This is a genomic window from Oscillibacter valericigenes (assembly GCF_016902445.1).
In the GTDB taxonomy this organism is placed as follows: domain Bacteria; phylum Bacillota; class Clostridia; order Oscillospirales; family Oscillospiraceae; genus Oscillibacter; species Oscillibacter avistercoris.
In genome coordinates, this window is record NZ_JACSNX010000002.1 from 182,269 (window position 1) to 206,635 (window position 24,367).

The following is a 24,367-nucleotide window of genomic DNA, read 5'->3' on the forward strand; positions in this document are numbered from 1 at the left end:
TTTTCAGGCGGGGATGGGATCAGGCCACAGCGTTCTCCGTGGCGAAGTCCGTCAGGATCTGGCAGAACTGCTCCGGCGTGTAGGTGCCGTTGGCCAGGTTGGGCAGCTCGGCGCTGAACAGATCCTGCAGGCCGGGCACCATGTTGCCGGTGAAGGTGTTGGAGCGCACCGTGCACTCAGAGGCCATGTTCAGGAACTCGCCCAGCAGCGGGAAGTTGGTGGTGGCGGTGTCGGTGATCTCCACAGAGGCGGCAGCGGGGACCATGCCCTGCATCTCCAGGGCCAGGGTCTGGGCCTCGGGGCTGGTGAAGAACTTCACCATGGCGATGGCAGCCTCTTCCAGGGCGGGATCGTCCTGCTTGGTGACGAACATGCCCTCGATGGGGGCGTCATAGACGAAGCCGCCGGGATAAGTAGCCACGCCCACGTTCTGGTCAAAGCCCTCGGGCGTCTTGGAGGTATCGGAGAAGTCGCCGATCATCCAGGGGCCGTTGCAGATCATGGCCACGTTGCCGGAGAAGAAGTTGTTGGCCGCGTTCTCATAGGCGCCGCCCACGGCGTCCAGCGTGGTGTAGTTCTGGTACCACTTCTGCATCTCGGCCACGGCGTTGACGACGGGCTCGATGTTGTAGTCGGTGGGATACTTGGTGTTCATGAACTCCAGGCCCTCGTCGCCGCTGGTGGCGACCATGGCGCCCATCAGCAGCATGGAGACCCATGCGCCGTCGGCGGTGTCCATGGCCAGCGGGGTGATGCCGGCAGCCAGGAGCTTGTCGCAGTTGTCAAAGAACTCCTCCCAGGTGGTGGCGGGCTGGATGCCGACCTGATCGAACAGCTCCTTGTTGTAGAAGTAGCCGATCAGCTGGCCCTCGCTGGAGGAGGCGTAGATCTTGCCGTCGCGGCAGTTGGCGGCCTGCCAGGCGTCGTTGTCATACATGGCGGCCCACTCGGGATCGGCGTTCACCACGTCGGTCAGGTCCACCACCAGATCGGCCTCCAGGGCCAGGTCCAGCAGGGCGTAGCCGCCGCCGTACACCACGGGAGGCAGCTGGCCGGAAGAGATCTGGACCTGGATGCGCTCAGCGTAGTTGGCGTCGCCGGGCACTTCCTCGATCTCGATGCGGTACTGGCCCGCGTACTCCTCGTTGAAGCGGTTCACCAGCTCGGCCACCACGGGGGCAGCGGTGTTGGTGCCCACCTGGAACGTGGGATAATTGATCACGATCTCGTCGCCGGTGCTCTCGCTGCCGCTGTCAGAGGCCGCGCCCTCATCGGTGCCGCCGCCGCAGCCGACCAGCCCAAGAAGCATGACCAGGGCCAGTGCGCAAGACAGCCATCTTTTCATCATCTTCATTTATGATTTCCTCCTTTTCCGGGGGACCTTCCCCCGTATATGTGAATATCATACCATGGAAAAGCGCACAAATATTAAGATTCTTTTGTTCTTGTTCTGGTAGAAATCCGCTCAATTTTTTCCGTGGAAGGCCAAATATGTCCTATCTTTTCCGCCGGCGGCCGCGCTTTTTGCCGGAAACTGCCGGCTCTCCGCCGGGAGAGGGCCGGTGTGCGTTTGGGAAATTCTCCCTTTCCAATCTTGAAAAAAAGCGTCTGTTTCGATAAAATAAAAAAGAGCGGCCCCGACCGGCCGCAGAAGGGAGGCGTGCGGATGGCGGAGCAGAGGAGCGGCGGAGGCCGCAAGCGGTCGATCCTGGCCAGATTTTTCTTTCTGGTCTGCATCATGATCCTGGGGCCGATCCTGCTGACTCTCCTGGTCTTTTACCGCACCATCCCGGACCGCATGGAGGAGCAGGCCCAGGGAAACGCCGACTTCTACATGGGCCAGGTGGCCTCCTCGGTGGAGAGCTCCATGGACCTGGCCCGGGATGTGGCCTACAGCGCCATGGCGGACAATGACCTGCGCCAGGCGATGCTGGACCCGGCGTCATACCTGGCTGTGGACGGGCGGGATGCCCTGCTGCGCGTGGTGGGCGGCGTGGCCGCCTACCAGTCCACCTGGCACAAGAGCGGGCTGAACAGCGTCTATCTGTTCCGGCAGGACGGGCAGTTCGCCCTGTATTCCCCCACGGGATCCTATGCTCAGGAGCAGCAGCGCATGCAGCAGGTCTATGCCGCCGCTGCGGGGCTCACCTCCGTGGAAACGCTGTTCCGCGTGCCCGGAACGCCCTCCGGCACCCTCTATTTCCTGCTGGACTACAAAAACATCTCCAATCTGGATCTGCTGGGCAAGCTCATCATGGAGATCGACGTGGAGACCATGGTGAACGCGGCGGATCTGATCGACCTCTATCCGGGCACCTGCCTGGCGCTGTCCGGTCAGGACGGGCAGCTGCTGTTCGGACTGGGCGAGGATCTGGAGCTGCTGCTGGACCGGGCCGGGACCTCCGGCGCCTATGTCCAGGGCGCCACCGCCGGGCGGCTGGGCCGGTACTATCACGTCAGCCAGCAGGTGGGCGGGAATGATCTGCAGCTGGACTTTTTTGTCCCCCTCTCCTCCATGTACGATCTGGTGTGGGAGGGCAGCGGCATCTTCTCCGTCCTGTGCGTGGCCATCCTGCTGCTGGCCATTCTGGCGGCCCTGGTGATCTACCGGGTGATGCGCCGCGCCATGCAGGGCATGGAGGACACGCTGCACCGCATGGCGGAGTCCGACTACACCGCCCGGATGCCCGACAGCGGCTATCGGGAGCTGGCCAGCCTGGAGTCCGCCTTCAACCGCATGGCGGACAACCTGGACGCCTCGTTCCAGGACGCCTATCAGAAGGGCCTGAAGCTGCAGGAGAGCGAGTCCCGCCTGCTGGCCGCCCAGATCAACCCCCATTTCATCTTCAACGTGCTGGAGGCCATCAACATGCGGTGCGTGGACGCGGGGCTGAAGGACATCTCCCACATGGTCACCAATCTGGCCAATCTTCTGCGGGGCAACATCGGCATCGGCAGCGGCAACCAGAAGATCACGCTGGAGCAGGAGCTGGGCTATGTCCGGTACTATCTGGATCTGCAGCGGCAGCGGTTCGGGGAGAGCCTCGTCTACTCCATCGAGCAGGAGGACGACGAGCTGCTGCAGTACCTGGTGCCGCGGCTGACCATCCAGCCGCTGGTGGAAAACGCCATCGTCCACGGGCTGGAGCCCCGGCGGGGCCTGGGCTCCGTCACCATCCGCCTGTGGGAGGAGGAGCACAGCATCTGCGTGCGGGTGGAGGATGACGGCGTCGGATTCGACGTCTCGAAGCTGGACCTGTCCGGCGAGGCGGCCGCCGCCGGAGACCACAACCACATCGCCCTGCCCAATGTGATCCGCCGGCTGCATCTTCTGTACGGAGAGCAGGCGGACCTGAAGATCACATCAGAGCCCGGCCGCGGCACCTCGGTGCTGCTGATCCTGCCGATCGACCAGACAAAGGGGTGAGACAAATGCCATATTCCGTGATGCTGGTAGACAACGAGCCTGTGATCCAGCGGGGCCTGATGCAGCTGATCGACTGGAAGGCCCTGGGCTGCTATGTGCGGTCCATCGCCTATGACGGCGCAGACGCCGTCCGCCAGATCCAGGAGTCCCCGCCGGACATCGTCATCACAGACATCCGCATGCCGGAGATGGACGGGCTGCAGCTGTGCGCCTGGGTGCGGGAGCACTGCCCGGACATCCAGCTGATCCTGTGCACCGGCTTTCCGGATTTCGAATACGCCCAGCAGGCCATCCAGTACGAGGTGGCGGATTTCGTCCTGAAGCCCACCACGGAGGAGGGGCTCTCCGCCGCGGTGAAAAAGGCCTGCCAGCGGCTGCAGAAGGACAGCGGGATCCAGAAGAGGAGCCTGCTGCTGGAGCAGCAGGCCCTGCTGGGGGAGCTGATCTTCAAAAGCCGCCATTCCATGCTGTATATCCTCAACCGCCTCAACGACCTGCACATCACCCTGTCCAGCTATTACGTGCTGAGCCTGGAGGTGGTCTTTCAGGGCCCCCTGGAGGAGGGCACGGCCATGCTGCAGCAGGCCCAGGACATCTTCCTCTCCTGCTGCGAGGGGCAGACCGTGTACCTGGTGCCCAAGAGCGATCTGTGCAGCTATGCCGTCCTGCCGCTGCCGGAGGATGCGGATCCCCTGGCGCTCTGCACCGCCGCGGTGGAGGCCGTGGACGGCAGTACGGACTTTCTGCTGACCATCGGCATCAGCCGGTGCCACAAAAATCCCCTGAACATGCGCAAGGCCGCCCAGGAGGCGGACGACGCCCAGAAGTTCCTGCTCTCCAGCAGCCAGCCCTCCGTGATGCGGTGCCAGGATCTGCCGCGGCTGTCTGAGGAGACCACCAACCTGCTGCTGGAAAAGCTGCGGCTGGTGGAGAGCGCCCTGGAGAACCGCAGCGGGGACACGGCCATGAAGCATCTGGGGGGTCTGTTCCAGGTACTGCGGGCCATCCCCTTCTCCAGCGCCTATCAGATCGCCCTGCTGCTGAAGAATTTCTGCATCAGCCTGCTGCTGAGCCACGACCTGTCCCCGGACCGGCTGGCGGAGATGCCGGATCTGGACGGCGGCAGCATGGAGTCCCTGGAGTCCGGGCTGCGGGACTATCTGACCAGCACGCTGGCCCAGATGGGCCGGGCGCCGGAGAACATCGACAGCATCATCTACGAGGTGAAGCAGTATATCGACCAGAACTACAGCGCCAGCCTCTCCCTGGACGCGCTGGCGGCCATGGTCCACCTGAGCCCCACCTATTTCAGCAAGCTGTTCAAGCGGGAGATGGGGGAGAATCTGAGCACCTATATCCTCAACACCCGCATCGAGCACGCCAAGCTCCTGCTGCGGACCACTGACAAAAAGGCATATGAGATCGCGGAGGCCGTGGGCATCTACGATCCTGTGTATTTTTCCAAGATCTTTAAAAAGGCGGTCGGACTGAAGCCCAAGGAATACCGGGAGCGTCCGGACGCCGAGGAAACAGAAAGGATGATCAAATCATGAGCTTACAAGTGACGATCGGAACCGCTCCCTGCTCCTGGGGCGTGTGGTGGCCGGACGGGACCCCCTCCGGCACCCCCTACAACGTGTTTCTGGACCAGGCGGCGGAGGCCGGCTACAAGGCCCTGGAGCTGGGCCCGGTGGGGTATCTCCCCACGGACATCGGCCAGCTGCGGGACGAGCTGGCCAGCCGGGGCCTCTCCATCTGCGGCGGCACCGCCTGCTACGACTTCCTGAAGGCGGCGTCCTTCGCCGACGTCCGGGCGGATGTGGACGAGCTGTGCAAGCGGCTGCTGGCCTTTGACGTCCACTATCTCATGACCATGGACGGCACGGCCATGAGCCGTGAGACCAAGGCCGGCCTCAAGGAGCAGCAGGAGCGGACCTACCGGATCTTCGGCGAGATGGGCCGCTACTGCCGGGACACCTACGGCATCGAGATCCTGATGCACCCGGAGCGCTGCTCCCTCATCGAGACCCGGGAGGAGCTGGAGCGGCTGATCGACCTGGACCTGTGCATCTGCTTCGACAACGGCCACTACGCCGCCGCCAACGGCGGCTGGCAGAAGGGCGACCGCAGCGCCCTGGACTTCCTGGAGGCCCACATCGACCACATCCCCTACCTGCACTTCAAGAACGTCTCCGGCGAGGTCCGCAAGCAGGAGCTGGACGGCGCCCTGGCCTGGGACGATCCCAAGATGGACGACATCATGTGCGACCTGGAGGACGGCATCATCGACTATGAGGCCTACCGGGACCTGCTGGACCGGCTGAACTTCCAGGGCGTGGGCATCATCGAGCAGGACTGCCCCCACGCCACCACCCAGGAGGCCTTTGAGAAGGCCAAGAAGAACCTGGTCTACCTGCAGAAGATCCATCTCATCCCCTGACCGTCTGCCCGCCCCGTCTCACCGGGGCGGGCTCCTTTTTCCGCAAAAACGCTCCGCACGGAAATCCGCGCGGAGCGTCTTTTTGCCTCATCTCACCGGGGGCACTTGGAGAGGGCCTCTTCGTCGGCGATGATGGTGACATCCTGGTGGAGCTGGAGGATGGAGGCCGGGACCTGGGGGGTCACCGGGCCGAAGCAGCTGGCGTACAGGGCGTCCGCCTTATCGGCGCCGCTGGCGATCAGCAGGATCTTCCGGGCCTGGGTGATGGCCTGCATCCCCATGGAGATGGCCTGCCGGGGCACGTCCTCCTCCCGCTCGAAGAAGCGGGTGTTGGCGGCGATGGTGCTCTCCGTCAGGTCCACCTGGTGGGTGTACTTGGAGAAGTGGTCATCCGGCTCGTTGAAGCCGATGTGGGCGTTGCGGCCGATGCCCAGCAGCTGCAGGTCGATGCCGCCCAGGTCGGCGATCAGCTGGTCATACCGGCGGCACTCCGCCTCCGGATCGGCGGCCATGCCGTCGGGGATGTGGATGCGGGCGGGGTCGATGTTGATGTGGTCGAAGAAGTTCTGGTGCATGAAGTAGTGATAGCTCTGCTCGTTGTCCGCCGGCAGGCCCCGGTACTCGTCCAGGTTCACCGACGTCGCCTCCGCGAAGTCCAGGTCCCCCTTCTCATACCAGAGGATGAGCTGGCGGTAGACGCCCAGGGGCGAGGAGCCCGTGGCCAGGCCCAGCACGCTCTCCGGCTTCAGGATCACCTGGGCCGAGATGATGTTGGCCGCCTTGCGGCTCAAATCGTTGTAGTCTTTCGCATGGATGATCTTCATCCGGATGACCTCCTCATATCTCGTTGGAATGTGCCCGGCGGGCTCAGAGCTGCGCGGCCGCCCGGTCGGCCATGGCGTCGCTCTCCGCCAGGGAGAGATGGCCCCGGGCCGCCAGGATCAGCGCGCCCAGCACCGGGCTGTACTTGGGCTGCACCAGGGTGTAGCCCGCCCGCTCCATGCAGGCGCGGAAGGGGACCATGATGGTCTCCCCCGCCCGGAACAGGCCGCCGGAGTAGGAGACCGGCACCGGCTCCCCGGCGGGGAAGTCCAGCTGCCGGCGGATGGCGTCGGCCGTCTCCGTCAGCTCCTCCGCCGCCCGGCGGTAGATGTCCTGCGCCGCCGGATCCCCCTGCTGGGCGGCCCGCAGGGCCACCAGCTGGAGCTTTGCCAGCAGGGCGGAGTTCTGCCGGATCTCCGTCTGGAGATAGCCGGAGAAGTACAGGTCGTGGGTCAGGCCCATCTCCCGGCGCAGCTCCTCGTAAACGGCGGAGCGGGGATGGCGGCCGTCGGCCTGCTTGACGAATTCCGTGATCAGCTGCCGGGCCACCCAGCTGCAGGAGCCCTCATCGGCGAAGAACAGCGACCAGCCGCCCACTCGGCAGGCATTGCCCGCCTGGTCCTCGCCATAGGCCACGGAGCCGGTGCCGGCCACGATGTTGATGCCCGGCCGGCCCGCCAGGCTCCCGCCCCAGCCCGCCACGGAGTCGTTGGCGATCTGGATGGGGCACCCCGGCAGGATCTCCCCCAGGATCCGGGGGAACGACTCCTCCGTCCCGGGGACCTCGCCGTAGACCGTCAGGCTCAGCATGGCGGAGGTCACCTGATCCGCCGTGATCTTCCCATCATCCAGCAGGGCCTGGACGGAGGAGGCCATCAGGTCCCGAAAGCCCTCCTCTCCCAAAAAGGCGTAGTTGCAGCCGGCAAACGTCCGGTGGGACAGCACCCGGCCGGTCTCGTCCGCCAGGAGCCACTCCGTTTTGGTGGAGCCGCCGTCACATCCTAAAAATATCACGAGAGTCCCTTCCTTCTATTCAACATCTTTGCACAGCAGAGCGCCAGGCCGCTGGCCAGCAGCGCCAGCACGCCCACGGTGCGGAACATCCAGCCCATGCCCAGGTACTCCGCCAGGAAGCCGCTGAGGGCGTTGCCCGCCACGGCGCCGGCCCCCTGGCCGATGGCCAGGAACAGCAGGTGCCCGGTGGCCAGATACTCCCCCGGCACCGTCTCCAGCATGAAGTCCACGCAGGCGGGGGTGAACAGGGCAAAGGACAGCGCCTGGAACAGTCCCGCGGCCATCACGACGCCCAGAGAGGACGCCCCGCCCAGCACCAGCGCCTTCAGGGCGTAGCACAGCATGGAGACGCTGATCAGTGCCGCCGCCGAGAGGTGCGTCTTTGACCGGATCCGGGTGTAGCCGAACATCACCGGCAGCTCGCTGATGGCCTGGAGGAACAGGGCGATGCCCACGTGCTGCTCCGTCCCCCCGGAGGAGAGGATCAGCACGGAGTAAAAGCTCTCCATGGAGCCGGAGGCCAGGGTGCTGAGGAACAGCGCCGCCAGCATCACGCAGTACACCCGGTTGTGCCGCAGGGTCCCGATCCCCCGCCCCAGGGTGACGGTCCTGGCCGGACGGTCCGGGGCCGGCGGGTTGGGCAGCGACAGCGCCACCACGCACATCAATCCCCACAGCACCCACAGCACCGCGTTTCCCGGCCGGAAGCCCCAGCGGGACACCACCATGCCGAAAATGACGGCGCCGAAGGCGTAAGACAGAGAGCCCCCCGCCCGGGTGGCGCCGTAGTTCAGCGGCAGGCCGCTGTTGATGAGCCGCAGGGCCCAGGAGTCGATGAAATTCATCATGCAGACCACGGTGACGTACAGGCCCATCACCGCCAGGGCGGTGATCCACACCTGTCCGCCGCCCCAGGTCAGCAGAAAATAGCAGGCCGCGCCCGCCGCCGTCCCGCCCAGGGTCACCTGCCGGGCGCAGGAGAACCGGTCGTTGAGATATCCCCACAGGGGCCTGGCCAGGGTGGCCGCCAGGGTCCCCAGGGTCATCACCTGCCCGATCAGCAGGTTGCTGTACCCCAGGGAGACCAGGATGGGCGAAATGTAGGCCACGGTGATGCAGTCCATCAGCATCATGATGGCCTGCAGCAGGAAAAAGCGGCGATTCAGCGTTTTTGCGGACATACGGTTCCTTCCATCTTGCTGCCCATAAGGGAGAAGAAGTCCGGGTACCGCCGCCGGGAGGTGTCGATCCCCCTTGCGGCGGAGAGGTCCGCCGCAAGCACCTGCAGGGCCGGCAGGAACTCCAGAGGCTGCAGCTCCTCCCGCCCGCAGTGCAGCAGGTGGAGCGTCTCCCCCTCCCCGCTCCCGTCCGGGGACAGCAGGGCGCAGCGGGCGCCCACGGACCGGGCGAAGTCCGCCAGCCGCAGCATCCGGCTCCGGTCCTCTCCCTCCGGCGGCAGCAGGCACAGCAGGCAGGCGCTCTCGTCCAGGGCGTTCTGGATGCCGTGGAGATACTCGTCCAGGGGATAGCAGGACACGGGCAGATAGTTGGTCTCCAGCAGCTTCAGCGCCGCCTCCCGGGCGGCGCCCAGGCCGCTGCCGCAGCCCAGCACGTACAGGTGCCGGAAGGGCAGGATCTCCGCCAGGCGGGCCTGGCTCCAGGCCCGGGCCCGGGCCAGGTTCTCCTCCGCGTCCCGGCACAGCCGGTCCAGGGCGGCCAGCATGTCCGCCCGGTAGGTCTCGTCCCGGCAGACGGACAGGCCCAGCAGCATCAGCGTCAGTACGGTGGCGGTGACGCCCTTGGTCTTGGCGCCGATCCGCTCCTCGCCGATCCGCAGCGTCACCGCCAGGGTGGCGGCGCTCCCCACCGGGGAGTCCGCCCGCTCCGTGACGGCCGCCACGGGACGGCCCGCCCCGGTGAGGGCGGTGACCAGCTCATAGGTGTTGGTGCTGACGCCGCTCTGGGAGATGGCCAGATACAGCGGCCGCTCCCCGGTCAGCCGGGTCCCGGCCGCCTCCGACGGCACCAGGCAGGTGACCTCCGCCCCCCAGGCCCGCTCCAGCACCGGCCGGGCCATCAGGGCGGCGTAGTGGGAGGACCCGGAGCCGATCAGCACCACCCGGTCCGGCCGCAGATCCCCGAACCGCCGGGCGAAGGCGCCGGTGATTTCCTCCCTGGAATCCAGCAAAGCCCGCCACAGGGCGGGTTGCTGGACGATATACTCCTGCAGAAGCGTCATCTGTGTCATTCCTTGATCTTCTTGCAGATATCCCGGAACAGCACCATGTCCGCCATGGCGTCCTCAAAGTCGGACTTGGGCTTGGTGCCATTGACGATGCAGTCGTAGAAATACTTGACCTCGTCCTGGAAGGGATCCCGGTAGTCGGGGCCGTAGACGGTGGTCTTGGTGTCCTCCTTGGTGGACTCGATCACCTCGAAGGACTGGGGCTGATAGCGCAGGTAGGGGGTCTCGTACTTGATCTTCATGCGCCGGTCGTGCTGATAGATCTCGATGGAGGCGTCGAACTGCACCACGTCCTGGTCGTTGAGGATCTCATACACCGCCAGGAAGTCGTTGTACCGGAAGACGATGATCACGTGCTCGCCCTGGACGGACACGGACTCGATCTCCACCGGCAGGCCCACCAGCTCCCGCACGGCGGAGAGGGTGTGGCTGCCCAGGCCGGTCAGCATCACGTAGGTGATGCGCTGCTGCTCGGTGCTGTCGGGGCCCAGGGCGCGGATCAGCTGCTCCTTGCGGCGGGCGGAGCCGTCCACCTTGGCCTCGTCGGGGATGTCGCTGCACAGATAGGGCAGGCGGGTCTGGCCCATGAAGAAGTCGCCCTCCAGGATGATGTCCCGGAAGCGCATATACTCGATCTTGCGGTCATCGGCGGCCAGCAGCTCCTTGCACTTCAGGAAGCCCTGGCTGTAGCGGCGCATATAGCCCACCATGCACGCCTGGCCGGGATGGGCCTTCTCGGCGGCGATCAGCTTCTCCAGGTCCTCGATGCACAGCGTCACGGGCTTCTCCACGAACACGTGCTTGCCGGCCTCCACGGCGGCCAGGGCATAGTCCGCGTGATACTGGTCGGGAGAGCAGATGAACACCGCGTCCACGTTGGGGTCCTTCACCAGCTCATAGGGGTCCGCATAGGCCTTGGCCTGATAGGTATCCGCGATATGCTTCAGCTGGCTGGGGGAGACGTCGGACACCGCCGTGATCTCATACATGTCCCGCAGACCGCTCAGGATCGGCAGGTGCATCATCTGGGACACCGTGCCCACGCCGATCATACCAACTTTCACCATAAAAAAACTCCTTTCTGCATCCCTAGGGATCCACACAGTATGATAGCTTAATTTTACCGAAATCACAAGGTCCACACAATGAAGATTCTCGTGCGGATTCTAGGATTTTTTTGTCCCTGGGGCAAAGAGGGCAAAAAAATCCATGGAACTGGAAGGGATTCTCCTAACAGGACGACGGATCTTGTGATATGATAACCTGGAAGAATCCTTCAAATGCAAAGGAGTTGTCGCATCCATGAAGATCATCGTCACAAAAGACTATCAGGCCATGAGCCGCTGTGCCGCCGACCTGGTCCAGGCCTGCGTGGAAAAGGAGCCCCAGAGCCTCGTCAGCTTCCCCGGCGGAGACACGCCCATCGGCATGCTGGAGGAGTTCGTCTCCCGGGTCAACCAGGGCGTCATCGACCCCACGGGGCTGAAGTTCGTCCAGCTGGATGACTGGGTGGGCATCGGCCCCCAGGACGAGGGCAGCTGCTCCCACTTCGTCAGCACCCGCCTGCTGGCCCCCATGAACCGCCCCTTTGCCGACCGGTTCCTGTTCGACGGCAGCCGGCGGGACACCATCGACCAGCAGCTGGAGGAGCAGGATGCCTTCATCCGCCGCTACGGCCCCATCGCCGTGGAGGTGCTGGGCATCGGCATGAACGGCCACCTGGGCTTCAACGAAAACGGTGTGGACTTCTCCCTCCGCTCTCACCGCACGCCCCTGAGCGATGTGACCAAGTCCGTGCAGAAGAAGTACTTCGGCGGCCAGGACCTGCCGCTGACGGAGGGCATCACCCAGGGCATCGCCCAGATCATGGAGTCCGAGCTGGTGATCCTGCTGGCCAACGGCGCCCGGAAGGCGGAGATCGTCTCCAAGGCCATCACCGGCCCGGTGACCAACGAGGTCCCCGCCTCCATCCTCCAGAAGCACCCCAACTGCGTCTATCTGCTGGACCAGGAGGCCGCCAGCCTGCTGCCCAAGGATCTTCCCGGACTGGAGATCCGCTGAATCCCCGAGACGAAGCTGCCGCCGGCGGTGCCGGCGGCAGCTTTTGGACTGCTCCGCAAAAAGCGCCGGACCGTTTTTCGGTCCGGCGCTCTGCCGTCTGTTCCTGTCTGTTACGCTCTCCGGTCCTTCCGCTGCTCCAGCACCAGGCGGTCGGCGATCATGGCGATGAATTCCGAATTGGTGGGCTTGCCCTTGGCGTTGGAGACGGTGTAGCCGAAATATTTCTGCAATGTCTCCAGGTCGCCCCGGTCCCAGGCCACCTCAATGGCGTGGCGGATGGCCCGCTCCACCCGGGAGGGGGTGGTGTTGAACCGCTTGGCCACCTCGGGATACAGCACCTTGGTGACGGCGTTGATGACGTCCATGTCGTCCACGGCGATCATGATGGCCTCCCGCAGGTACTGGTAGCCCTTGATGTGGGCGGGCACGCCGATCTCGTGGATCACGGAGGTCACCAGATTTTTCAGCTCCGCCGGGGGCTCCTCCGCCGCCGGCTCCCGGCCGAACAGCGCCCGCATCCGGTCCAGCAGGGCGTTCTGCTCCACCGGCTTCGTCAGAAAATAGCTGGCGCCCAGCTCCACCGCCTCCGACACCACGCGGTCGCTGCAGAAGGCAGAGACCAGGATCACCTTGGGGGCGTCCCCCTCCTGCTCCCGCAGCTGCTTGAGCACGCTGAAGCCGTCCAGTCCCGGCAGGACCACATCCATCAGAATCAGGTCCGGCGCCTCCTGCCGCGCCAGACGCAGGGCCTCCGCCCCGTCTCCCACAGAACCCACCACCGCAAACTCATCTGTCTGGTCTATGATCTTCCGCACCAGCGCGCGGAACTCCTCATTGGCATCTGCCAGCAAAACAGTCCTTCTGATGTCCATGTCTTCCCGATTCCTCTTTCCAGTTTTTCATTTCAAAGGGTCCAAACTGCCCGGAGGGCCCCCTTTTCCACAGGCGGACAGGCGGCCGCGCCCCGGTTTGTGACGGATTCATGAAGCTTCAAATCGCGTTTTCTATAAATTAGCATAAACGGACAGGATTTGCAACAAGAAACTGTAAATAACTTCCAAGAATCATTCGACGGTTTTTGCGCCTCCCCGATCGAGCCCTTGCGCCCCAAGGGTTTCAGCGATGCCTGATCCTGCCGCTTCCATTCCGCGCCTCCCCGTGGTACAATAGCCGCAAAGCAGCTGCGCACCATGCGGCGCGGCGGCGGAAGGGCGCCCGCCGCTGCCGGAGCGGCGTCCGGCCCGGCCCTTCGGGACCGCCGCCGGGGAGCCGGGCGCCTGCCATGAGAAAGGGTGACACATGTGACGTTATTGGAAGAGCTGGAGGGGTATCTCCCCTGGAACGAGCAGGAGGCCCGGGACCGGGAGGAGCTGCTGCGGCGGCTGCGGAGCGGCGAGGACCTGTACACCCGGGCCAACGCCGCCGGGCATCTGACGGCCTCCGCCTGGGTGGTGAGCCCGGACCGGCGGCAGGTGCTGATGGCGTACCACAATCTGTACGACTCCTGGTCCTGGCTGGGGGGCCACGCCGACGGGGACCGGGACCTGCTGGCGGCGGCCATGCGGGAGGTCCGGGAGGAGAGCGGCCTGGCGGAGGTCCGCCCGGTGTCGCCCGCCATCTACTCGGTGGAGATCCTGACGGTGGACGGCCACGAGAAGCGGGGCGCCTATGTCTCCTCCCATCTGCACCTGAACGTGACGTATCTGCTGGAGGCGGACCCGGCGGAGCCGGTGCGGTGCAAGCCCGACGAGAACAGCCGGGTGGGCTGGTTCGGCCTGGAGGAGGCGGTGGCCGCCTCCACGGAGCCCTGGTTCCGGGAGCGGATCTACAAAAAGCTCAATGAAAAGCTGGCCGGCTTTCCCGCCGGGCGGTGACGCCGCCCGGCGAAACGGCCCTGTGCATCTGCGTTGCTTGCCGCAACGGCAGGAGATCTGCTACCATCAGGGCGGAAAGGAGGTCCTGCCATGTTATCGGAAAATCTGAAAAATCTGCGGAAGACCAAGGGGTTCTCCCAGGAGGAGCTGGCCGCCCGGCTCCACGTGGTGCGGCAGACCGTCTCAAAATGGGAAAAGGGCCGGTCCGTGCCGGACGCGGAGCTGCTGGTCCGGCTGGCGGAGGAGCTGGACACCACCCCCGCGGCCCTGCTGGGGCCGGAGCTCCCGCCGGAGACGGAGGGCAGCAGCACCACGGCGGAGCAGCTGGGCCGCATCGCCGAGCAGCTGGCGGTGAAAAACCGCCGGGCCCGGCGGATCTGGAAAATCGCGGCCGGGGTGCTGATCGCCTTTGCGGCGGTCAATCTGCTGCTGATCCTGCTGAACTTTGCGGCGTTCCGCAGCTTCACCACGGAGGCGGAGATCACCGCCGAAAACCAGGCGGTGCCTGCCGCGGAAGCATCCTTTCAAACATCATAGCGCAAAGCGGCGGGGAGCAGACGCTCCCCGCCGCCTGTTTGGATGGCTGTTACGTCACAGATGACGCTGCGGGATCTCCCGCTTCCAGCATAGTTTCCATCAGAATTCCATATCCTTTGCTTGGGTCGTTCAACAGCACGTGGGTCACGGCGCCGGCGAATTTTCCGTCCTGCAGGATGGGACTGCCGCTCATGCCCTGGACGATGCCGCCGGTAATGGAGAGCAGCTCCGGGTCCGTCACGGCGATCACCAGGTCCCGGCTGTCCGCCGCGTCCTCTACGATCTGTAGTATTTCGATGTCATATTCCTTTACGGCATCGCCCTCCACGTTGGCGAGGATGGCGGCCGGTCCAGTGTGCACCTCACCGGCGGAGGCCACCGGGATGGCGTCCCCCAGCCGCTCGGTGAATTCGCCGGGGTCCAATGTGCCGAAAATACCGCTGGAGGTGTTGGCGCTCAGATCGCCCAGGTCGCCGGTCAGGTCAAAATCGCCCCGCAGCTCCCCGGCCTCGCCGGAGGCGCCCTTTTTCACCGCCTTCACGGCAGAGGGCAGGAGCGAGCCGGAGGCAAAGGGCATCAGGATCCCCGTGTCAGAGTCTGTGATCCCGTGGCCCAGGGCGCCGAAGGAACCGGTTTCCGGATCGTAATACGTCATGGTGCCGATGCCGGCCATGCTGTCCCGGATCCAGGCGCCGATGCAGTAGGCGCCCGTCTCATTCTGCTCCGGGGAGACGGAGAGCGTCATGCTCTCGCCCTCCCGCCGGACCTGCAGGTCCGTGGCGGTCTCGCCGTTCTCCTGGAGCAGGGATTGGAACTGCTCCGAGGAGGTGACGGAGACGCCGCCGCATTTGACGATGATGTCGCCGGTCCGCAGGCCGCAGTCGTCAGCCGGCGTGCCGGACTCCGGCGCCTTCACCACCATCACGCCCCGGGCAAACAGCTTGATGCCCACCGTGTGGCCCACGGGGACCAGCATGCGGGCGGATGCGGTCCGGTCCGTGCCGTCCGCCGTCACGCCGGCGGCCTTCGCCGGCACGACCGCGCACAGCAGCAGTGCCAGAACCAGTGCCGCTCCGCCCCGCAGCGCGTGTCTTGCTTTTTGAAATGGTCCATACATGAAATCACCCCTTTCCGAAACGCTGCCGGCAAATCCGATGATCTGCCGGCAACGTTATCATCTGCCGCAGGCGGAAAAACACGCCTTGCAAAATGCGGAAGCAGCCCCATGGCAGGCTTTGACTTTGCCGCCGCGGCGGCAAAAAAGCAGGACCCGCAGGCAAACACCTGCAGGTCCTGGAAAAAATCGTTCAGTCCCGCTTGTTGAAAATTTTGAAAATGTCCTCGAAGGGGTCGTCCTCCGGCTCCTCCGGCTTGGGCACATCCTCTTCCTTCAGGGGCATGGGCTCCTGCGCGGCGCTCTGCTGGCCGGCGTCCCCCGCCTGGATGGGCGGCACCTTGGGCAGCTGCTCCGGCGCCTTGTCAAAGCCGGTGGCGATGACGGTGACCCGGATCTCGTCGTCCAGCGTCTCGTCGAAGGTGGCGCCGAAGATGGTGAGCGCGTCGGGATGGACCGCCGCCTGGACCAGGCTGGCGGCCTGCTCCACCTCCTCCAGGCCGATGTCCATGGAGCCGGTGACGTTGATGAGTACGCCCTTGGCCCCCTCGATGGAGGTCTCCAGCAGGGGGCTGGAGATGGCCATCTTGGCGGCCTCCTCGGCCTTGCCCTTGCCGGCGGCCCGGCCCACGCCCATGTGGGCCATGCCGGCGTTCTTCATGATGGCGGTGACGTCGGCGAAGTCCAGGTTGATGAAGCCGGTGTCCCGGATCAGGTCGGAGATGGACTGCACCGCCTGGCGCAGCACATCGTCGGCGATCTCGAAGGCGTTGGCGAAGGTGATCTTCTGGTCCGTGGCGTGCTTCAGCCGCTCGTTGGGGATGATGACCAGGGAGTCCACCTTGTCCTTCAGCTCGGCAATGCCGGCCTCCGCCTGCTGCATCCGCCGGCGCCCCTCAAACCCGAAGGGCTTGGTGACCACCGCCACGGTGAGGATGTCCATCTCCTTGGCGATCTCTGCCACGATGGGGGCGCCGCCGGTGCCGGTGCCGCCGCCCATGCCGGCGGTGATGAACACCATGTCCGTGTCCTCCAGGGCCTTGGCGATCTGGTTGCGGCTCTCCTCCGCGCTCTTGCGGCCCACCTCGGGGTCGGAGCCGGCGCCCTGGCCGTGGGTCAGCTTTTCGCCGATCTGGATCTTGTAGTTGGCGCTGGACACGTTCAGCGCCTGCTTGTCGGTGTTTACGGCCACAAAGTCCACGCCCTTGGTGCCGCTGCGGACCATGCGGTTGACCACATTGTTTCCGCCGCCGCCCACGCCGATGACCTTGATATTGACAACGGTATCGGGACCGGTCTCCAATCCAAATGCCATATAGAGGTGCCTCCTACTATCATTTGTGTAAAAAGGGAGGTTCTTCCCTTTGGATTCACAACATCCTGTGTTTCATAACATTTAGTTTATTGTATGACACTTTCGTCCTCCGGTCAAGAGCTCCGAAGCCTTTTCCCTCAGATTTTTCGAGGAAATGAAGAAGGGGCGGCGCCCCGTCCCCTCTCTTCGGCAGTTTTCGCCGGAAGCGTCTCAGTCCAGGGTCACGATGACCTCGTGGATACTGCCCGGATCCAGGTGGATGGTGCCCGTCTGGTTGGTCTCCAGCGTGTCCACCACGCCCTGGACGATCTTCAGCGCCTGCTCATAGTCCGCGCTGTAGGGCATCTCCACGGAAAAGCGGCCGGCGTAGTCCATGACCAGCTGGGACAGATCGCTCAGGTGGATGGCGTCCACCTGGTCCATCCGGTCCGCCGCCTCCAGCGCCGTCATCAGCGCCAGCAGGCTGGACTGCTGACTGGCGTACTCCGTGGACAGGGCGATGTCCGTCCCCACAGAGGGGGCCAGCAGCTCGCACCCGTCGATGACGGCATAGTCCCCGGCCTGGGCGGCGGGCAGCTGCTCCACGATCTTGCCCCTGGCGCTCACCAGCCAGGCGCTGCCGTCCTGGACCACCGCCAGGGGCGTGCCGCACTCGGCCACGTCGATGAGCAGGGTGTCCGGCAGCTCCCGCCGGATCCAGATGTCCTCGATGTCGATGTAGGGCAGCTTTTCCGCGATGCTGCGGGCGGCCTCGTACTTGTTCAGCAGGAAGAGGTTGTCGCCCAGCTGGATGCCGCTGGCCCCGATCACCTCGTCCTCCGTGTACCGCTCTGTCCCGGTGACCCGGATGGTGTCCACCCGGAAGAACAGCGTCAGCGCCGTCACCACGGCCCCGCAGATCACCAGCACGGACAGCAGCTTATAGAGGAAGCCGAAGTTTCCCCTCCTGCGCCGCCGGTTGGAATGTCTGCGTCTGGCCATGTCGTCTCTCCTAGCTGTCGGTTTCTGTATCTTCCACGCGCTCCGCGTCGGCCCCCAGGGCCCGCAGGTCCCGGGCCAGGTCCTCGTAGCCCCGGTCGATGTGGCAGATCTGGGAGACCCGGGTCTCCCCCTCCGCCGCCAGGGCCGCCACACAGAGGGCCGCCCCGCCCCGCAGGTCCGTGCACCGCACCGGGGCGCCGTGGAGCCGCTCCACACCGGTGACCACCGCCACCCGGCCGGACACCCGGATGCTGGCCCCCATGCGGATCAGCTCATCCACGTGGCGGTAGCGATTCTCAAAGATGTTCTCCTCAAACACCGTGGCGCCCCGGCTGCGCAGCAGCGCCGCCATCAGCACCGCCTGGGCGTCTGTGGGAAAGCCCGGGTAGGGCGCCGTCTGCACCGGCCCCACGGCCCGGAGCCGCTCCCGGCACACGGCCCGGATGCCCGCCCCGTCCGCCGTGACGGCGCAGCCCGCCTCCCGCAGGGCGGCGGTGACGGTGGCCAGATGGCGCTCCTCCGCGCCCCGGAGATAGATGTTCCCGCCGGCGGAGGCCGCCGCGCAGAGGTAAGTAGCCGCCGCGATCCGGTCCGGCATGACCCGGTACGTACATCCGTGGAGCTTCCGCCCGCCCTCAATGGACACGCTGGAGCTGCCCGCCCCAAAGACGCGGGCCCCGCAGGCGTTGAGGAAGTCCTGCAGGTCCACCACCTCCGGCTCCCGGGCGGCGTTGGAGATCACCGTGGTGCCCTCGCAGCCGCAGGCGGCCAGCATCAAATTCTCCGTGGCGCCCACGGAGGGCATCCGCAGCACCACTTCCCGTCCCCGCAGCCGGGGCGCCCGGCAGTGGAGAAAGCCGCCCTCCTCCCGGATCTCCGCCCCCAGCTCCCGCAGGCCGGAGAGGTGGAGGTCGATGGGCCGGGGCCCCAGCTCGCACCCGCCGGGGTAGCTCAGGTCCGCCCGGCCGCACCGGGCCAGGATGGCCCCCAGAAAGATGGCGGAGGAGCGCATCTCCCGCATCAGTATATCAGAGATCTCACAGCGGTTCAAGCCGGCGGTGTCCACCGCCAGGGCGTCCGCCTCCCAGTGGGCCTCGCAGCCCAGGTGCCGCAGGATGCGGACGGAGGCGTCCACGTCCCGCAGGCGGGGGCAGCCCCGCAGCACCACCGGTCCCTTTGCGAGCAGCGTGGCCGCCAGGATCGGCAGGACGCTGTTCTTGGCCCCCTGGATCGCGACCTCGCCCTCCAGGCGCCGGCCGCCCCGCACCAACAAAAGCTGGCTCATATCCGTTCCCCTCCGAATCCAGAATGGTTCAACAGTCCATCCTATGGCCGGCGGGGTTTTGTGGTTACCGGCAGATCTCCAGCACCGTTTGATAAATTCGTTCCGTGGCGTCCCGGATCCCCAGGGCGGACATGGCGTTTTCCATAGCCGTCCGGCGCTCCTGGTCATGCAGGATGCCGCTGGCCGCCCGGAACAGCGCCTGGCCAGAGCAGTCCGGCTCCAGCAGCACCACGGCGCCGCCGGCGGCCTCCAGCACCCGGGCGTTCTTCTCCTGGTGGTTGTTGGTGACATAGGGGGACGGCACGATCAGCGCCGGGACCCCCAGGGCCGTCAGCTCGCTGATGGTGGAGGCGCCGGCCCGGCAGAGCACCAGGTCCGCCGCCCGCATGACGGGGGCCATGTCGTAGATGTACTCCCGCACCTGCAGGGCCGGGTGGTCCTTCAGATCCACGCCCTTCTCCCGCAGCAGGTCCAGCAGCACGGGGCAGCCGCTCTTCCCGGCGCCGTGGATGTGGTGGAAGGGCTCCTTCGCCGCCTCCAGGGCCAGGAAGTCCGCCATCAGCCGGTTCATGCCGGCGGCGCCCAGGGACCCCCAGAAGGACACCAGCAGGGGCCGTCCGTCGTCCACGCCCAGCTGCCGCTTGGCTTCCGCCTTGGTCAGGCGGAAGAAGTCCTGCCGCACCGGCGTGCCGGTGACGATGACCTTCTCCGGGTGGCGGTAGTGCTCCCGGCAGGCCTCGAAGCCCACCATGATCCGGTCCGCGAAGGGCTCCAGCATCTCGGTGGTGAGGCCGGGGACCATGTTGGACTCGTGGACCGCCGTGGGGATGCCGGCCTTGGCGGCGGCCTTCACCATGGGGAAGCTGGCGTAGCCGCCGGTGCCGATGACCACGTCCGGCGAAAACGCCCGCAGGATGGCCCGGGCCTCCCGGGGGGCCCGCATCAGATTCCCCACGGAGATCAGGTTGTGCCGGATCTCCCGGGGCTTCAGGGACCGGTGGAAGCTGGAGATGTGGACCGTGCGGAAGTCATAGCCCGCCTTGGGGATCAGGTCCTTTTCCAGCCCCCGCTCCGCCCCCACGAACAGGAACTCTGTCTCCGGGTCCTTTTCGTGCATCAGCTGGGCAAGAGCGATGGCGGGATTCACATGCCCCGCCGTGCCGCCGCAGGTGAAGATCACCCGTTTGAGTTGTTTTCCCATCGAATCACCACGCTGTGAGAGTTAGGAATTAGGAATTAGGAATTAGGAGTTAGGAATTGATGTGTCCGGCGCAGCCGGACGGATCAAGATCGTTCCGCCTGCGGCGGAACACAAAATCTTCACTCTCCACTCTCAACTCTTCACTCTCATAATTCCTAATTCCTCATTCCTAATTCCGAATTGAATAAACTATCCCGCCTTCGTGGGCTTCATCTGCCTGGAGACCGACAGGACGATGCCCATCTCCGCCAGCTGGATGGAGAGGGCCGTGCCGCCGTAGCTGAAAAACGGCAGGGAGATGCCGGTGGTTGGCAGCAGGCCCGTCACCACGCCGATGTTCAAAAAGGTCTGCAGCCCCACCAGCGTCACCACGCCCACCACCATCAGGCTGCCGAACCGGTCCCTGGCGTGAAGGGCGATCCAGAAGCCCCGGAGGATCAGGGCGGCGAACAGCAGCATGATGACCGTGGCGCCGATGAGGCCCAGCTCCTCGCAGACGATGGCGAAGATGAAGTCGTTGTGCTCCTCCGGCAGGTACAAAAACTTCTGCCGGCTCTTGCCCAGTCCCACGCCCAGCAGGCCGCCGGAGCCGATGGTCAGCAGGCTCTGGGACAGCTGATAGCCGCTGCCCTGGGCATCCGCCCAGGGGTTGAGCCAGTATTCGAACCGGGAGCGGTTGTAGTCCAGGACAAACACCACAAAGTACAGCAGCCCGCCGGCGGCGGCGATGGCGCCGCCTACCCAGCCCCAGTGGATGCCGCCCACCAGCATCATCACCGCGCCCACGCCCAGCACCAGAATGGCGCCGGAGAGGTGGGGCTCGATGCCCACCAGCCCGGCCAGCACCACCAGGATGATGACGTAGGGCAGGATGCCGTAGCGGAACGTCCGCATCCGGTCCTTCTTTTTGGAGATGCTGTCGCCGAAGTAGATGATGACCGCCAGCTTTGCAATCTCCGAGGGCTGGAACTGCAGGGAGGTGCCGGGGATGCCCAGCCAGCGGGTGGCGTTGTTCCGGGTGATGGCCAGAGGGTTCCCCGGGATCGCCACCAGGATCAGCAGGATGACGGACAGGTACAGCAGCGGCTTGGCCAGGCCCCGGAACCGCTGGTAGTTGATCTTGCCGATGAAGAGCATGGCCGCCACGCCCATGATGGCAAAGACGCCCTGCCGGGTGAAGTAGTACAGGGGGTTCTGGCCGTCCGTCTCATAGTAGGCGGAGGGGAAGCTGGCGGACAGCAGCATCACCAGGCCGATGCCGGTCAGCAGCAGCACCAGGATGAAAAAGGGCAGGTCAATGGGGCCCTTGGCCAGCTCCCGGCTCTCCTCTTCCTTCTCCCGCCGGCGCTGCTGGCGCTCCTGCCGGGCCAGGGCCTCTTCCCGGCTCAGGGGCCGGCGGCGGGCCGCCGCGCGCTTTTGCTGCACCATCCGCTCTTCCCTCCTCTCCTTAGGATCTCAGCCGTCCTCTGAAGGACGCTCAATACCGCCCCTGGACGCCCAGATAGGCCAGCACGCAGCCGATCAGCGTCACCAGGGAAAACACGCACACCAGCTTCGCCTCGCTCCAGCCGGACAGCTCCAGATGGTGGTGCAGCGGCGCCATCTTGAAGAACCGCTTGCCGTGGGTCAGCTTGAAGTAGCCCACCTGGATGATGTCGGACAGGGTCTCCAGGATGTAGATGATGCCCACGGGGATCAGCACCAGGGGCATGTCGAACACAAAGGCCAGGGCCGCCACGGCGCCCCCCAGGAAGAGGCTGCCGGTGTCGCCCATAAAGACCTTGGCCGGGTGGTGGTTGTAGACGAAGAAGGCCGCAAGCCCCCCCGCCATGGCCGCCGGGAACAGGGCCTGGATGCCGTAGGCGCTCCACAGGACGCCGGCCACGGTGAAGAACGCCATCACCACGAAGGTGACGCTGGAGGCCAGGCCGTCGATGCCGTCGGTCAGGTTCACGGCGTTGACGCAGCCCACGATGACGAAGGCGGCGAAGATCAGGTACACGATCCAGTTGATGGTGAAGCTGATGTTCAGGAAGGGGATATACAGGTCGTTGGTCAGCAGGCCCTCATACCGCATCAGCACCAGGAACACCACCGCCGCCGCCAGCTGCAGGATGAACTTCTGCCGGGCCGTCAGCCCCTCGTTCTGGTGCTGGCGGACCTTGCGGTAGTCGTCCACAAAGCCGATGAGGCCGAAGATCAGGGCGAACAGATACACATAGAGGTGGCTGAACTGCCCCTCCAGCATGAACCGCCAGCCCAGCACGAAAATGGTGACGCCGGCCCCCAGGATGAACATGATGCCGCCCATGGTGGGGGTGCCGGCCTTGGCCTTGTGCCAGGTGGGGCCGTCCTCCCGGATCTCCTGGCCGGCCTTCAGCTTGTGCAGTTCCGGAATGAGAAATTTGCCGATGAGCAGCGTCAGCACAAAGCTGACGCCTGCCGCGATCAATGATAGTGTCATGTTCCTCTCCCTCTCTCCGCCGGACACAGCCCGGCGCTTTGGTGCGTTCTGTTCCGCGCCGGACTCCCGGCGATCATTTGCCTGCCAGATAGTCCGCCACGATCTCCCGTTCGTCCATGTGGAACTTTTGATGGTTGATTTCCTGATAGGTCTCATGGCCCTTGCCGCACAGGGCGATCACGTCGCCGGGCTGTGCGTGGTCCATCGCCCAGCGGATGGCCTCCACCCGGTCGCAGATCACCTGACAGGGGGTGTCGGTCCCCTCCAGGCCCGGCAGGATGTCGGCGATGATGGCCTCCGGGTCCTCGGTCCGGGGGTTGTCGGAGGTGACGATGACAAAGTCCGCCAGCTCCGCCGCGACCCTGCCCATGATGGGCCGCTTGGTCTTATCCCGGTCGCCGCCGCAGCCGAACAGCGCCACGGTGCGGCCCTTGGCAAAGCCCTTCACCGTCCGGAGGATGTTCTCCAGGCTGTCGGGGGTGTGGGAGTAGTCGATGAGGACCGTGTAGTCCTTTCCCGGGGTGGGGACCACCTCCACCCGGCCCTTCACATGGGGGACCCGGGCCAGGGCGTCGGCGCTCCGCTCCAGGGGCACCCCCAGGGCCAGGGCCGCGCCCAGCACATCCAGGGTATTATATACCATAAATCCGCCCGGGATGCCAACTTTGATGGGCGTCCGCCCGTCTTTCGTCACCGCGTCGAAGGCGATGTGGTCCGCCGCCAGGGCGATGTTCTCCGCCCGCAGGTCCGCGTCCGCGCGCTCCGCGTAGAAGTACCGCCGGCAGGTGGCGTCCCGCAGCAGCCGCTCCGTCCAGGGGTCGTCGGCGTTGCAGACGCCCACCTCGCAGTTCTGGAACAGGATGGCCTTGGCGTCGCAGTAGGCCTCCATGGTCTTGTGGAAGTCCAGGTGGTCCTGGGTGAGATTGGTGAAGATGCCCACGGCGAAGCGGATGCCGTACACCCGCTTCAGAAACAGGGCGTGGGAGGAGGCCTCCATCACCACGTGGGTGCAGCCGGCGGCGCGCATCCGGGCGAACAGCTCCTGGAGTTCCAGGGACTCCGGCGTGGTGCGCTCCGTGGGGATCGCCTCGCCGCCGATCATGTTCTGGTTGGTGCCGATGAGACCCACCTTGGCCCCCGCCTCCTGCTCCAAGATGGCCTTCAGCAAATAGGTGGTGGTGGTCTTGCCGTTGGTGCCGGTGACGGCCACCATGGTCATGTGGTCCGCCGGATGGCCGTACCAGTTGGCGGCCATCACCGCCAGGGCCTGGCGGGCGTCCGCCACCTGGACATAGGGGATGGCGGCATCCTCCGGCGCCCGCTCGCACACCACCGCCGCGGCGCCCGCCGCCGCGGCCCTGCCGATATAGGCGTGGCCGTCGGTGGCGAAGCCGGTCATGGCCACGAACACGTCCCCGGGCGCCGTGGTCCGGGAGTCATAGCTGATATGGGAGATCTCCGTCTCCGGGTCCGCCGTGGCGGACAGCGGCGCCAGCCCTGCCAGAAGATCCTTCAGTTTCATCATACAAACGCCCCTTCATTCAGTTTGGCATGGAACATACCGCCCTTATTATAAACAGGGGGTTT

Annotated in this window: 21 protein-coding genes; 6 read left to right on the forward strand and 15 right to left on the reverse strand. The window is 65.3% G+C overall.

Annotated elements, in window-relative coordinates; all coding sequences use genetic code 11:
• Positions 1 to 19: 19 nt before the first annotated feature.
• Positions 20 to 1,354 (reverse strand): ABC transporter substrate-binding protein, encoded by a 1,335-nt coding sequence (locus H9X91_RS03250; RefSeq protein WP_243414405.1) that lies wholly within the window; start codon positions 1,352 to 1,354, stop codon positions 20 to 22.
• A 312-nt stretch (positions 1,355 to 1,666) separates the two neighbouring features.
• Between H9X91_RS03250 and H9X91_RS03255 the strand changes: the two genes are divergently transcribed.
• From H9X91_RS03255 to H9X91_RS03265, 3 genes are read left to right on the forward strand one after another with little or no spacing between them, the layout of a single operon-like run.
• Positions 1,667 to 3,427, forward strand: a complete 1,761-nt coding sequence (locus H9X91_RS03255) for a sensor histidine kinase (RefSeq protein WP_204802445.1) — start codon at positions 1,667 to 1,669, stop codon at positions 3,425 to 3,427.
• Between the two features lie 5 nt (positions 3,428 to 3,432).
• Positions 3,433 to 4,980 carry a response regulator gene (locus H9X91_RS03260; protein WP_204802447.1) on the forward strand — a complete coding sequence of 516 codons (1,548 nt, stop codon included), beginning with the start codon at positions 3,433 to 3,435 and terminating at the stop codon, positions 4,978 to 4,980.
• Positions 4,977 to 5,867 carry a sugar phosphate isomerase/epimerase family protein gene (locus H9X91_RS03265; protein ID WP_204802449.1) on the forward strand — a complete coding sequence of 297 codons (891 nt, stop codon included), beginning with the start codon at positions 4,977 to 4,979 and terminating at the stop codon, positions 5,865 to 5,867. The genes H9X91_RS03260 and H9X91_RS03265 overlap by 4 nt, the downstream gene beginning before the upstream one ends.
• 92 nt (positions 5,868 to 5,959) lie before the next feature.
• On the opposite strand, the gene nagB is transcribed toward H9X91_RS03265, so the two are convergent.
• Genes nagB through H9X91_RS03290 form a run of 5 tightly spaced genes read right to left on the reverse strand, consistent with a single transcriptional unit; the run spans position 5,960 to position 11,015 of the window.
• Complete coding sequence (nagB, locus tag H9X91_RS03270; protein ID WP_204802451.1) at positions 5,960 to 6,691, reverse strand: glucosamine-6-phosphate deaminase; 732 nt, start codon at positions 6,689 to 6,691, stop codon at positions 5,960 to 5,962.
• A gap of 43 nt (positions 6,692 to 6,734) precedes the next feature.
• The gene (locus H9X91_RS03275; protein WP_204802453.1) at positions 6,735 to 7,703 is read right to left on the reverse strand and encodes an N-acetylglucosamine kinase; all 969 of its coding nucleotides are present in this window, start codon (positions 7,701 to 7,703) and stop codon (positions 6,735 to 6,737) included.
• The gene (locus H9X91_RS03280) at positions 7,700 to 8,884 is read right to left on the reverse strand and encodes an MFS transporter (protein WP_204802455.1); all 1,185 of its coding nucleotides are present in this window, start codon (positions 8,882 to 8,884) and stop codon (positions 7,700 to 7,702) included. Before H9X91_RS03280 ends, H9X91_RS03275 begins: the two co-directional genes overlap by 4 nt.
• Positions 8,866 to 9,942: an SIS domain-containing protein gene (locus H9X91_RS03285; RefSeq protein ID WP_204802457.1), complete on the reverse strand. Its 1,077-nt coding sequence runs from the start codon at positions 9,940 to 9,942 to the stop codon at positions 8,866 to 8,868. The genes H9X91_RS03280 and H9X91_RS03285 overlap by 19 nt, the downstream gene beginning before the upstream one ends.
• A 5-nt stretch (positions 9,943 to 9,947) precedes the next feature.
• Entirely contained in the window at positions 9,948 to 11,015 is a 1,068-nt protein-coding gene (locus H9X91_RS03290; RefSeq protein ID WP_204802459.1) for a Gfo/Idh/MocA family protein, read from the reverse strand.
• Between the two features lie 235 nt (positions 11,016 to 11,250).
• Between H9X91_RS03290 and H9X91_RS03295 the strand changes: the two genes are divergently transcribed.
• Complete coding sequence (locus H9X91_RS03295) at positions 11,251 to 12,009, forward strand: glucosamine-6-phosphate deaminase (protein WP_204802461.1); 759 nt, start codon at positions 11,251 to 11,253, stop codon at positions 12,007 to 12,009.
• Between the two features lie 110 nt (positions 12,010 to 12,119).
• Here H9X91_RS03295 and spo0A read toward each other — a convergent pair whose 3' ends face one another.
• Positions 12,120 to 12,881 (reverse strand): sporulation transcription factor Spo0A, encoded by a 762-nt coding sequence (spo0A, locus tag H9X91_RS03300; RefSeq protein WP_204802463.1) that lies wholly within the window; start codon positions 12,879 to 12,881, stop codon positions 12,120 to 12,122.
• Positions 12,882 to 13,310: 429 nt separating this feature from the next.
• On the opposite strand from spo0A, the gene H9X91_RS03305 reads away from it, so the two are divergent.
• Positions 13,311 to 13,883, forward strand: a complete 573-nt coding sequence (locus H9X91_RS03305; protein WP_204802465.1) for an NUDIX domain-containing protein — start codon at positions 13,311 to 13,313, stop codon at positions 13,881 to 13,883.
• A gap of 90 nt (positions 13,884 to 13,973) precedes the next feature.
• On the forward strand, positions 13,974 to 14,420 hold the full coding sequence (locus H9X91_RS03310; RefSeq protein ID WP_204802467.1) for a helix-turn-helix domain-containing protein: 447 nt from the start codon (positions 13,974 to 13,976) through the stop codon (positions 14,418 to 14,420).
• A 49-nt stretch (positions 14,421 to 14,469) separates the two neighbouring features.
• On the opposite strand, the gene spoIVB is transcribed toward H9X91_RS03310, so the two are convergent.
• The 8 genes from spoIVB to H9X91_RS03350 form a co-directional block, all read right to left on the reverse strand.
• Positions 14,470 to 15,537, reverse strand: coding sequence for a SpoIVB peptidase (gene spoIVB / locus H9X91_RS03315; protein WP_204802469.1), 1,068 nt, complete (start codon positions 15,535 to 15,537; stop codon positions 14,470 to 14,472).
• Positions 15,538 to 15,727: 190 nt separating this feature from the next.
• A complete protein-coding gene (gene ftsZ / locus H9X91_RS03320; protein WP_204802471.1) occupies positions 15,728 to 16,849 on the reverse strand; it encodes a cell division protein FtsZ in 1,122 nt (373 codons plus the stop codon).
• A 210-nt stretch (positions 16,850 to 17,059) separates the two neighbouring features.
• Positions 17,060 to 17,830, reverse strand: coding sequence for a cell division protein FtsQ/DivIB (locus tag H9X91_RS03325; RefSeq protein ID WP_204802473.1), 771 nt, complete (start codon positions 17,828 to 17,830; stop codon positions 17,060 to 17,062).
• Positions 17,831 to 17,840: 10 nt separating this feature from the next.
• The gene (gene murA, locus H9X91_RS03330) at positions 17,841 to 19,115 is read right to left on the reverse strand and encodes a UDP-N-acetylglucosamine 1-carboxyvinyltransferase (protein ID WP_204802475.1); all 1,275 of its coding nucleotides are present in this window, start codon (positions 19,113 to 19,115) and stop codon (positions 17,841 to 17,843) included.
• A gap of 64 nt (positions 19,116 to 19,179) precedes the next feature.
• On the reverse strand, positions 19,180 to 20,316 hold the full coding sequence (murG, locus tag H9X91_RS03335; RefSeq protein ID WP_204802477.1) for an undecaprenyldiphospho-muramoylpentapeptide beta-N-acetylglucosaminyltransferase: 1,137 nt from the start codon (positions 20,314 to 20,316) through the stop codon (positions 19,180 to 19,182).
• Positions 20,317 to 20,505: 189 nt separating this feature from the next.
• Positions 20,506 to 21,744: a putative lipid II flippase FtsW gene (gene ftsW, locus H9X91_RS03340; RefSeq protein WP_204802479.1), complete on the reverse strand. Its 1,239-nt coding sequence runs from the start codon at positions 21,742 to 21,744 to the stop codon at positions 20,506 to 20,508.
• A gap of 49 nt (positions 21,745 to 21,793) precedes the next feature.
• Positions 21,794 to 22,780 carry a phospho-N-acetylmuramoyl-pentapeptide-transferase gene (gene mraY, locus H9X91_RS03345; protein WP_204802481.1) on the reverse strand — a complete coding sequence of 329 codons (987 nt, stop codon included), beginning with the start codon at positions 22,778 to 22,780 and terminating at the stop codon, positions 21,794 to 21,796.
• A 73-nt stretch (positions 22,781 to 22,853) separates the two neighbouring features.
• Positions 22,854 to 24,305 (reverse strand): UDP-N-acetylmuramoyl-L-alanyl-D-glutamate--2,6-diaminopimelate ligase, encoded by a 1,452-nt coding sequence (locus H9X91_RS03350; RefSeq protein WP_476739237.1) that lies wholly within the window; start codon positions 24,303 to 24,305, stop codon positions 22,854 to 22,856.
• Positions 24,306 to 24,367: the final 62 nt, after the last annotated feature.

Coding starts and splice junctions, on each gene's coding strand:
- H9X91_RS03310 (WP_204802467.1), top strand. CDS start 13,974: ATGTTATCGGAAAATCTGAAAAATCTGCGGAAGACCAAGGGGTTCTCC.
- ftsZ (WP_204802471.1), bottom strand. CDS start 16,849: ATGGCATTTGGATTGGAGACCGGTCCCGATACCGTTGTCAATATCAAG.
- murA (WP_204802475.1), bottom strand. CDS start 19,115: ATGAGCCAGCTTTTGTTGGTGCGGGGCGGCCGGCGCCTGGAGGGCGAG.
- H9X91_RS03290 (WP_204802459.1), bottom strand. CDS start 11,015: ATGGTGAAAGTTGGTATGATCGGCGTGGGCACGGTGTCCCAGATGATG.
- H9X91_RS03250 (WP_243414405.1), bottom strand. CDS start 1,354: ATGAAGATGATGAAAAGATGGCTGTCTTGCGCACTGGCCCTGGTCATG.
- nagB (WP_204802451.1), bottom strand. CDS start 6,691: ATGAAGATCATCCATGCGAAAGACTACAACGATTTGAGCCGCAAGGCG.
- mraY (WP_204802481.1), bottom strand. CDS start 22,780: ATGACACTATCATTGATCGCGGCAGGCGTCAGCTTTGTGCTGACGCTG.
- spo0A (WP_204802463.1), bottom strand. CDS start 12,881: ATGGACATCAGAAGGACTGTTTTGCTGGCAGATGCCAATGAGGAGTTC.
- ftsW (WP_204802479.1), bottom strand. CDS start 21,744: ATGGTGCAGCAAAAGCGCGCGGCGGCCCGCCGCCGGCCCCTGAGCCGG.
- H9X91_RS03255 (WP_204802445.1), top strand. CDS start 1,667: ATGGCGGAGCAGAGGAGCGGCGGAGGCCGCAAGCGGTCGATCCTGGCC.
- H9X91_RS03285 (WP_204802457.1), bottom strand. CDS start 9,942: ATGACGCTTCTGCAGGAGTATATCGTCCAGCAACCCGCCCTGTGGCGG.
- spoIVB (WP_204802469.1), bottom strand. CDS start 15,537: ATGTATGGACCATTTCAAAAAGCAAGACACGCGCTGCGGGGCGGAGCG.
- H9X91_RS03350 (WP_476739237.1), bottom strand. CDS start 24,305: ATGATGAAACTGAAGGATCTTCTGGCAGGGCTGGCGCCGCTGTCCGCC.
- H9X91_RS03260 (WP_204802447.1), top strand. CDS start 3,433: ATGCCATATTCCGTGATGCTGGTAGACAACGAGCCTGTGATCCAGCGG.
- H9X91_RS03325 (WP_204802473.1), bottom strand. CDS start 17,830: ATGGCCAGACGCAGACATTCCAACCGGCGGCGCAGGAGGGGAAACTTC.
- H9X91_RS03295 (WP_204802461.1), top strand. CDS start 11,251: ATGAAGATCATCGTCACAAAAGACTATCAGGCCATGAGCCGCTGTGCC.
- H9X91_RS03280 (WP_204802455.1), bottom strand. CDS start 8,884: ATGTCCGCAAAAACGCTGAATCGCCGCTTTTTCCTGCTGCAGGCCATC.
- H9X91_RS03265 (WP_204802449.1), top strand. CDS start 4,977: ATGAGCTTACAAGTGACGATCGGAACCGCTCCCTGCTCCTGGGGCGTG.
- murG (WP_204802477.1), bottom strand. CDS start 20,316: ATGGGAAAACAACTCAAACGGGTGATCTTCACCTGCGGCGGCACGGCG.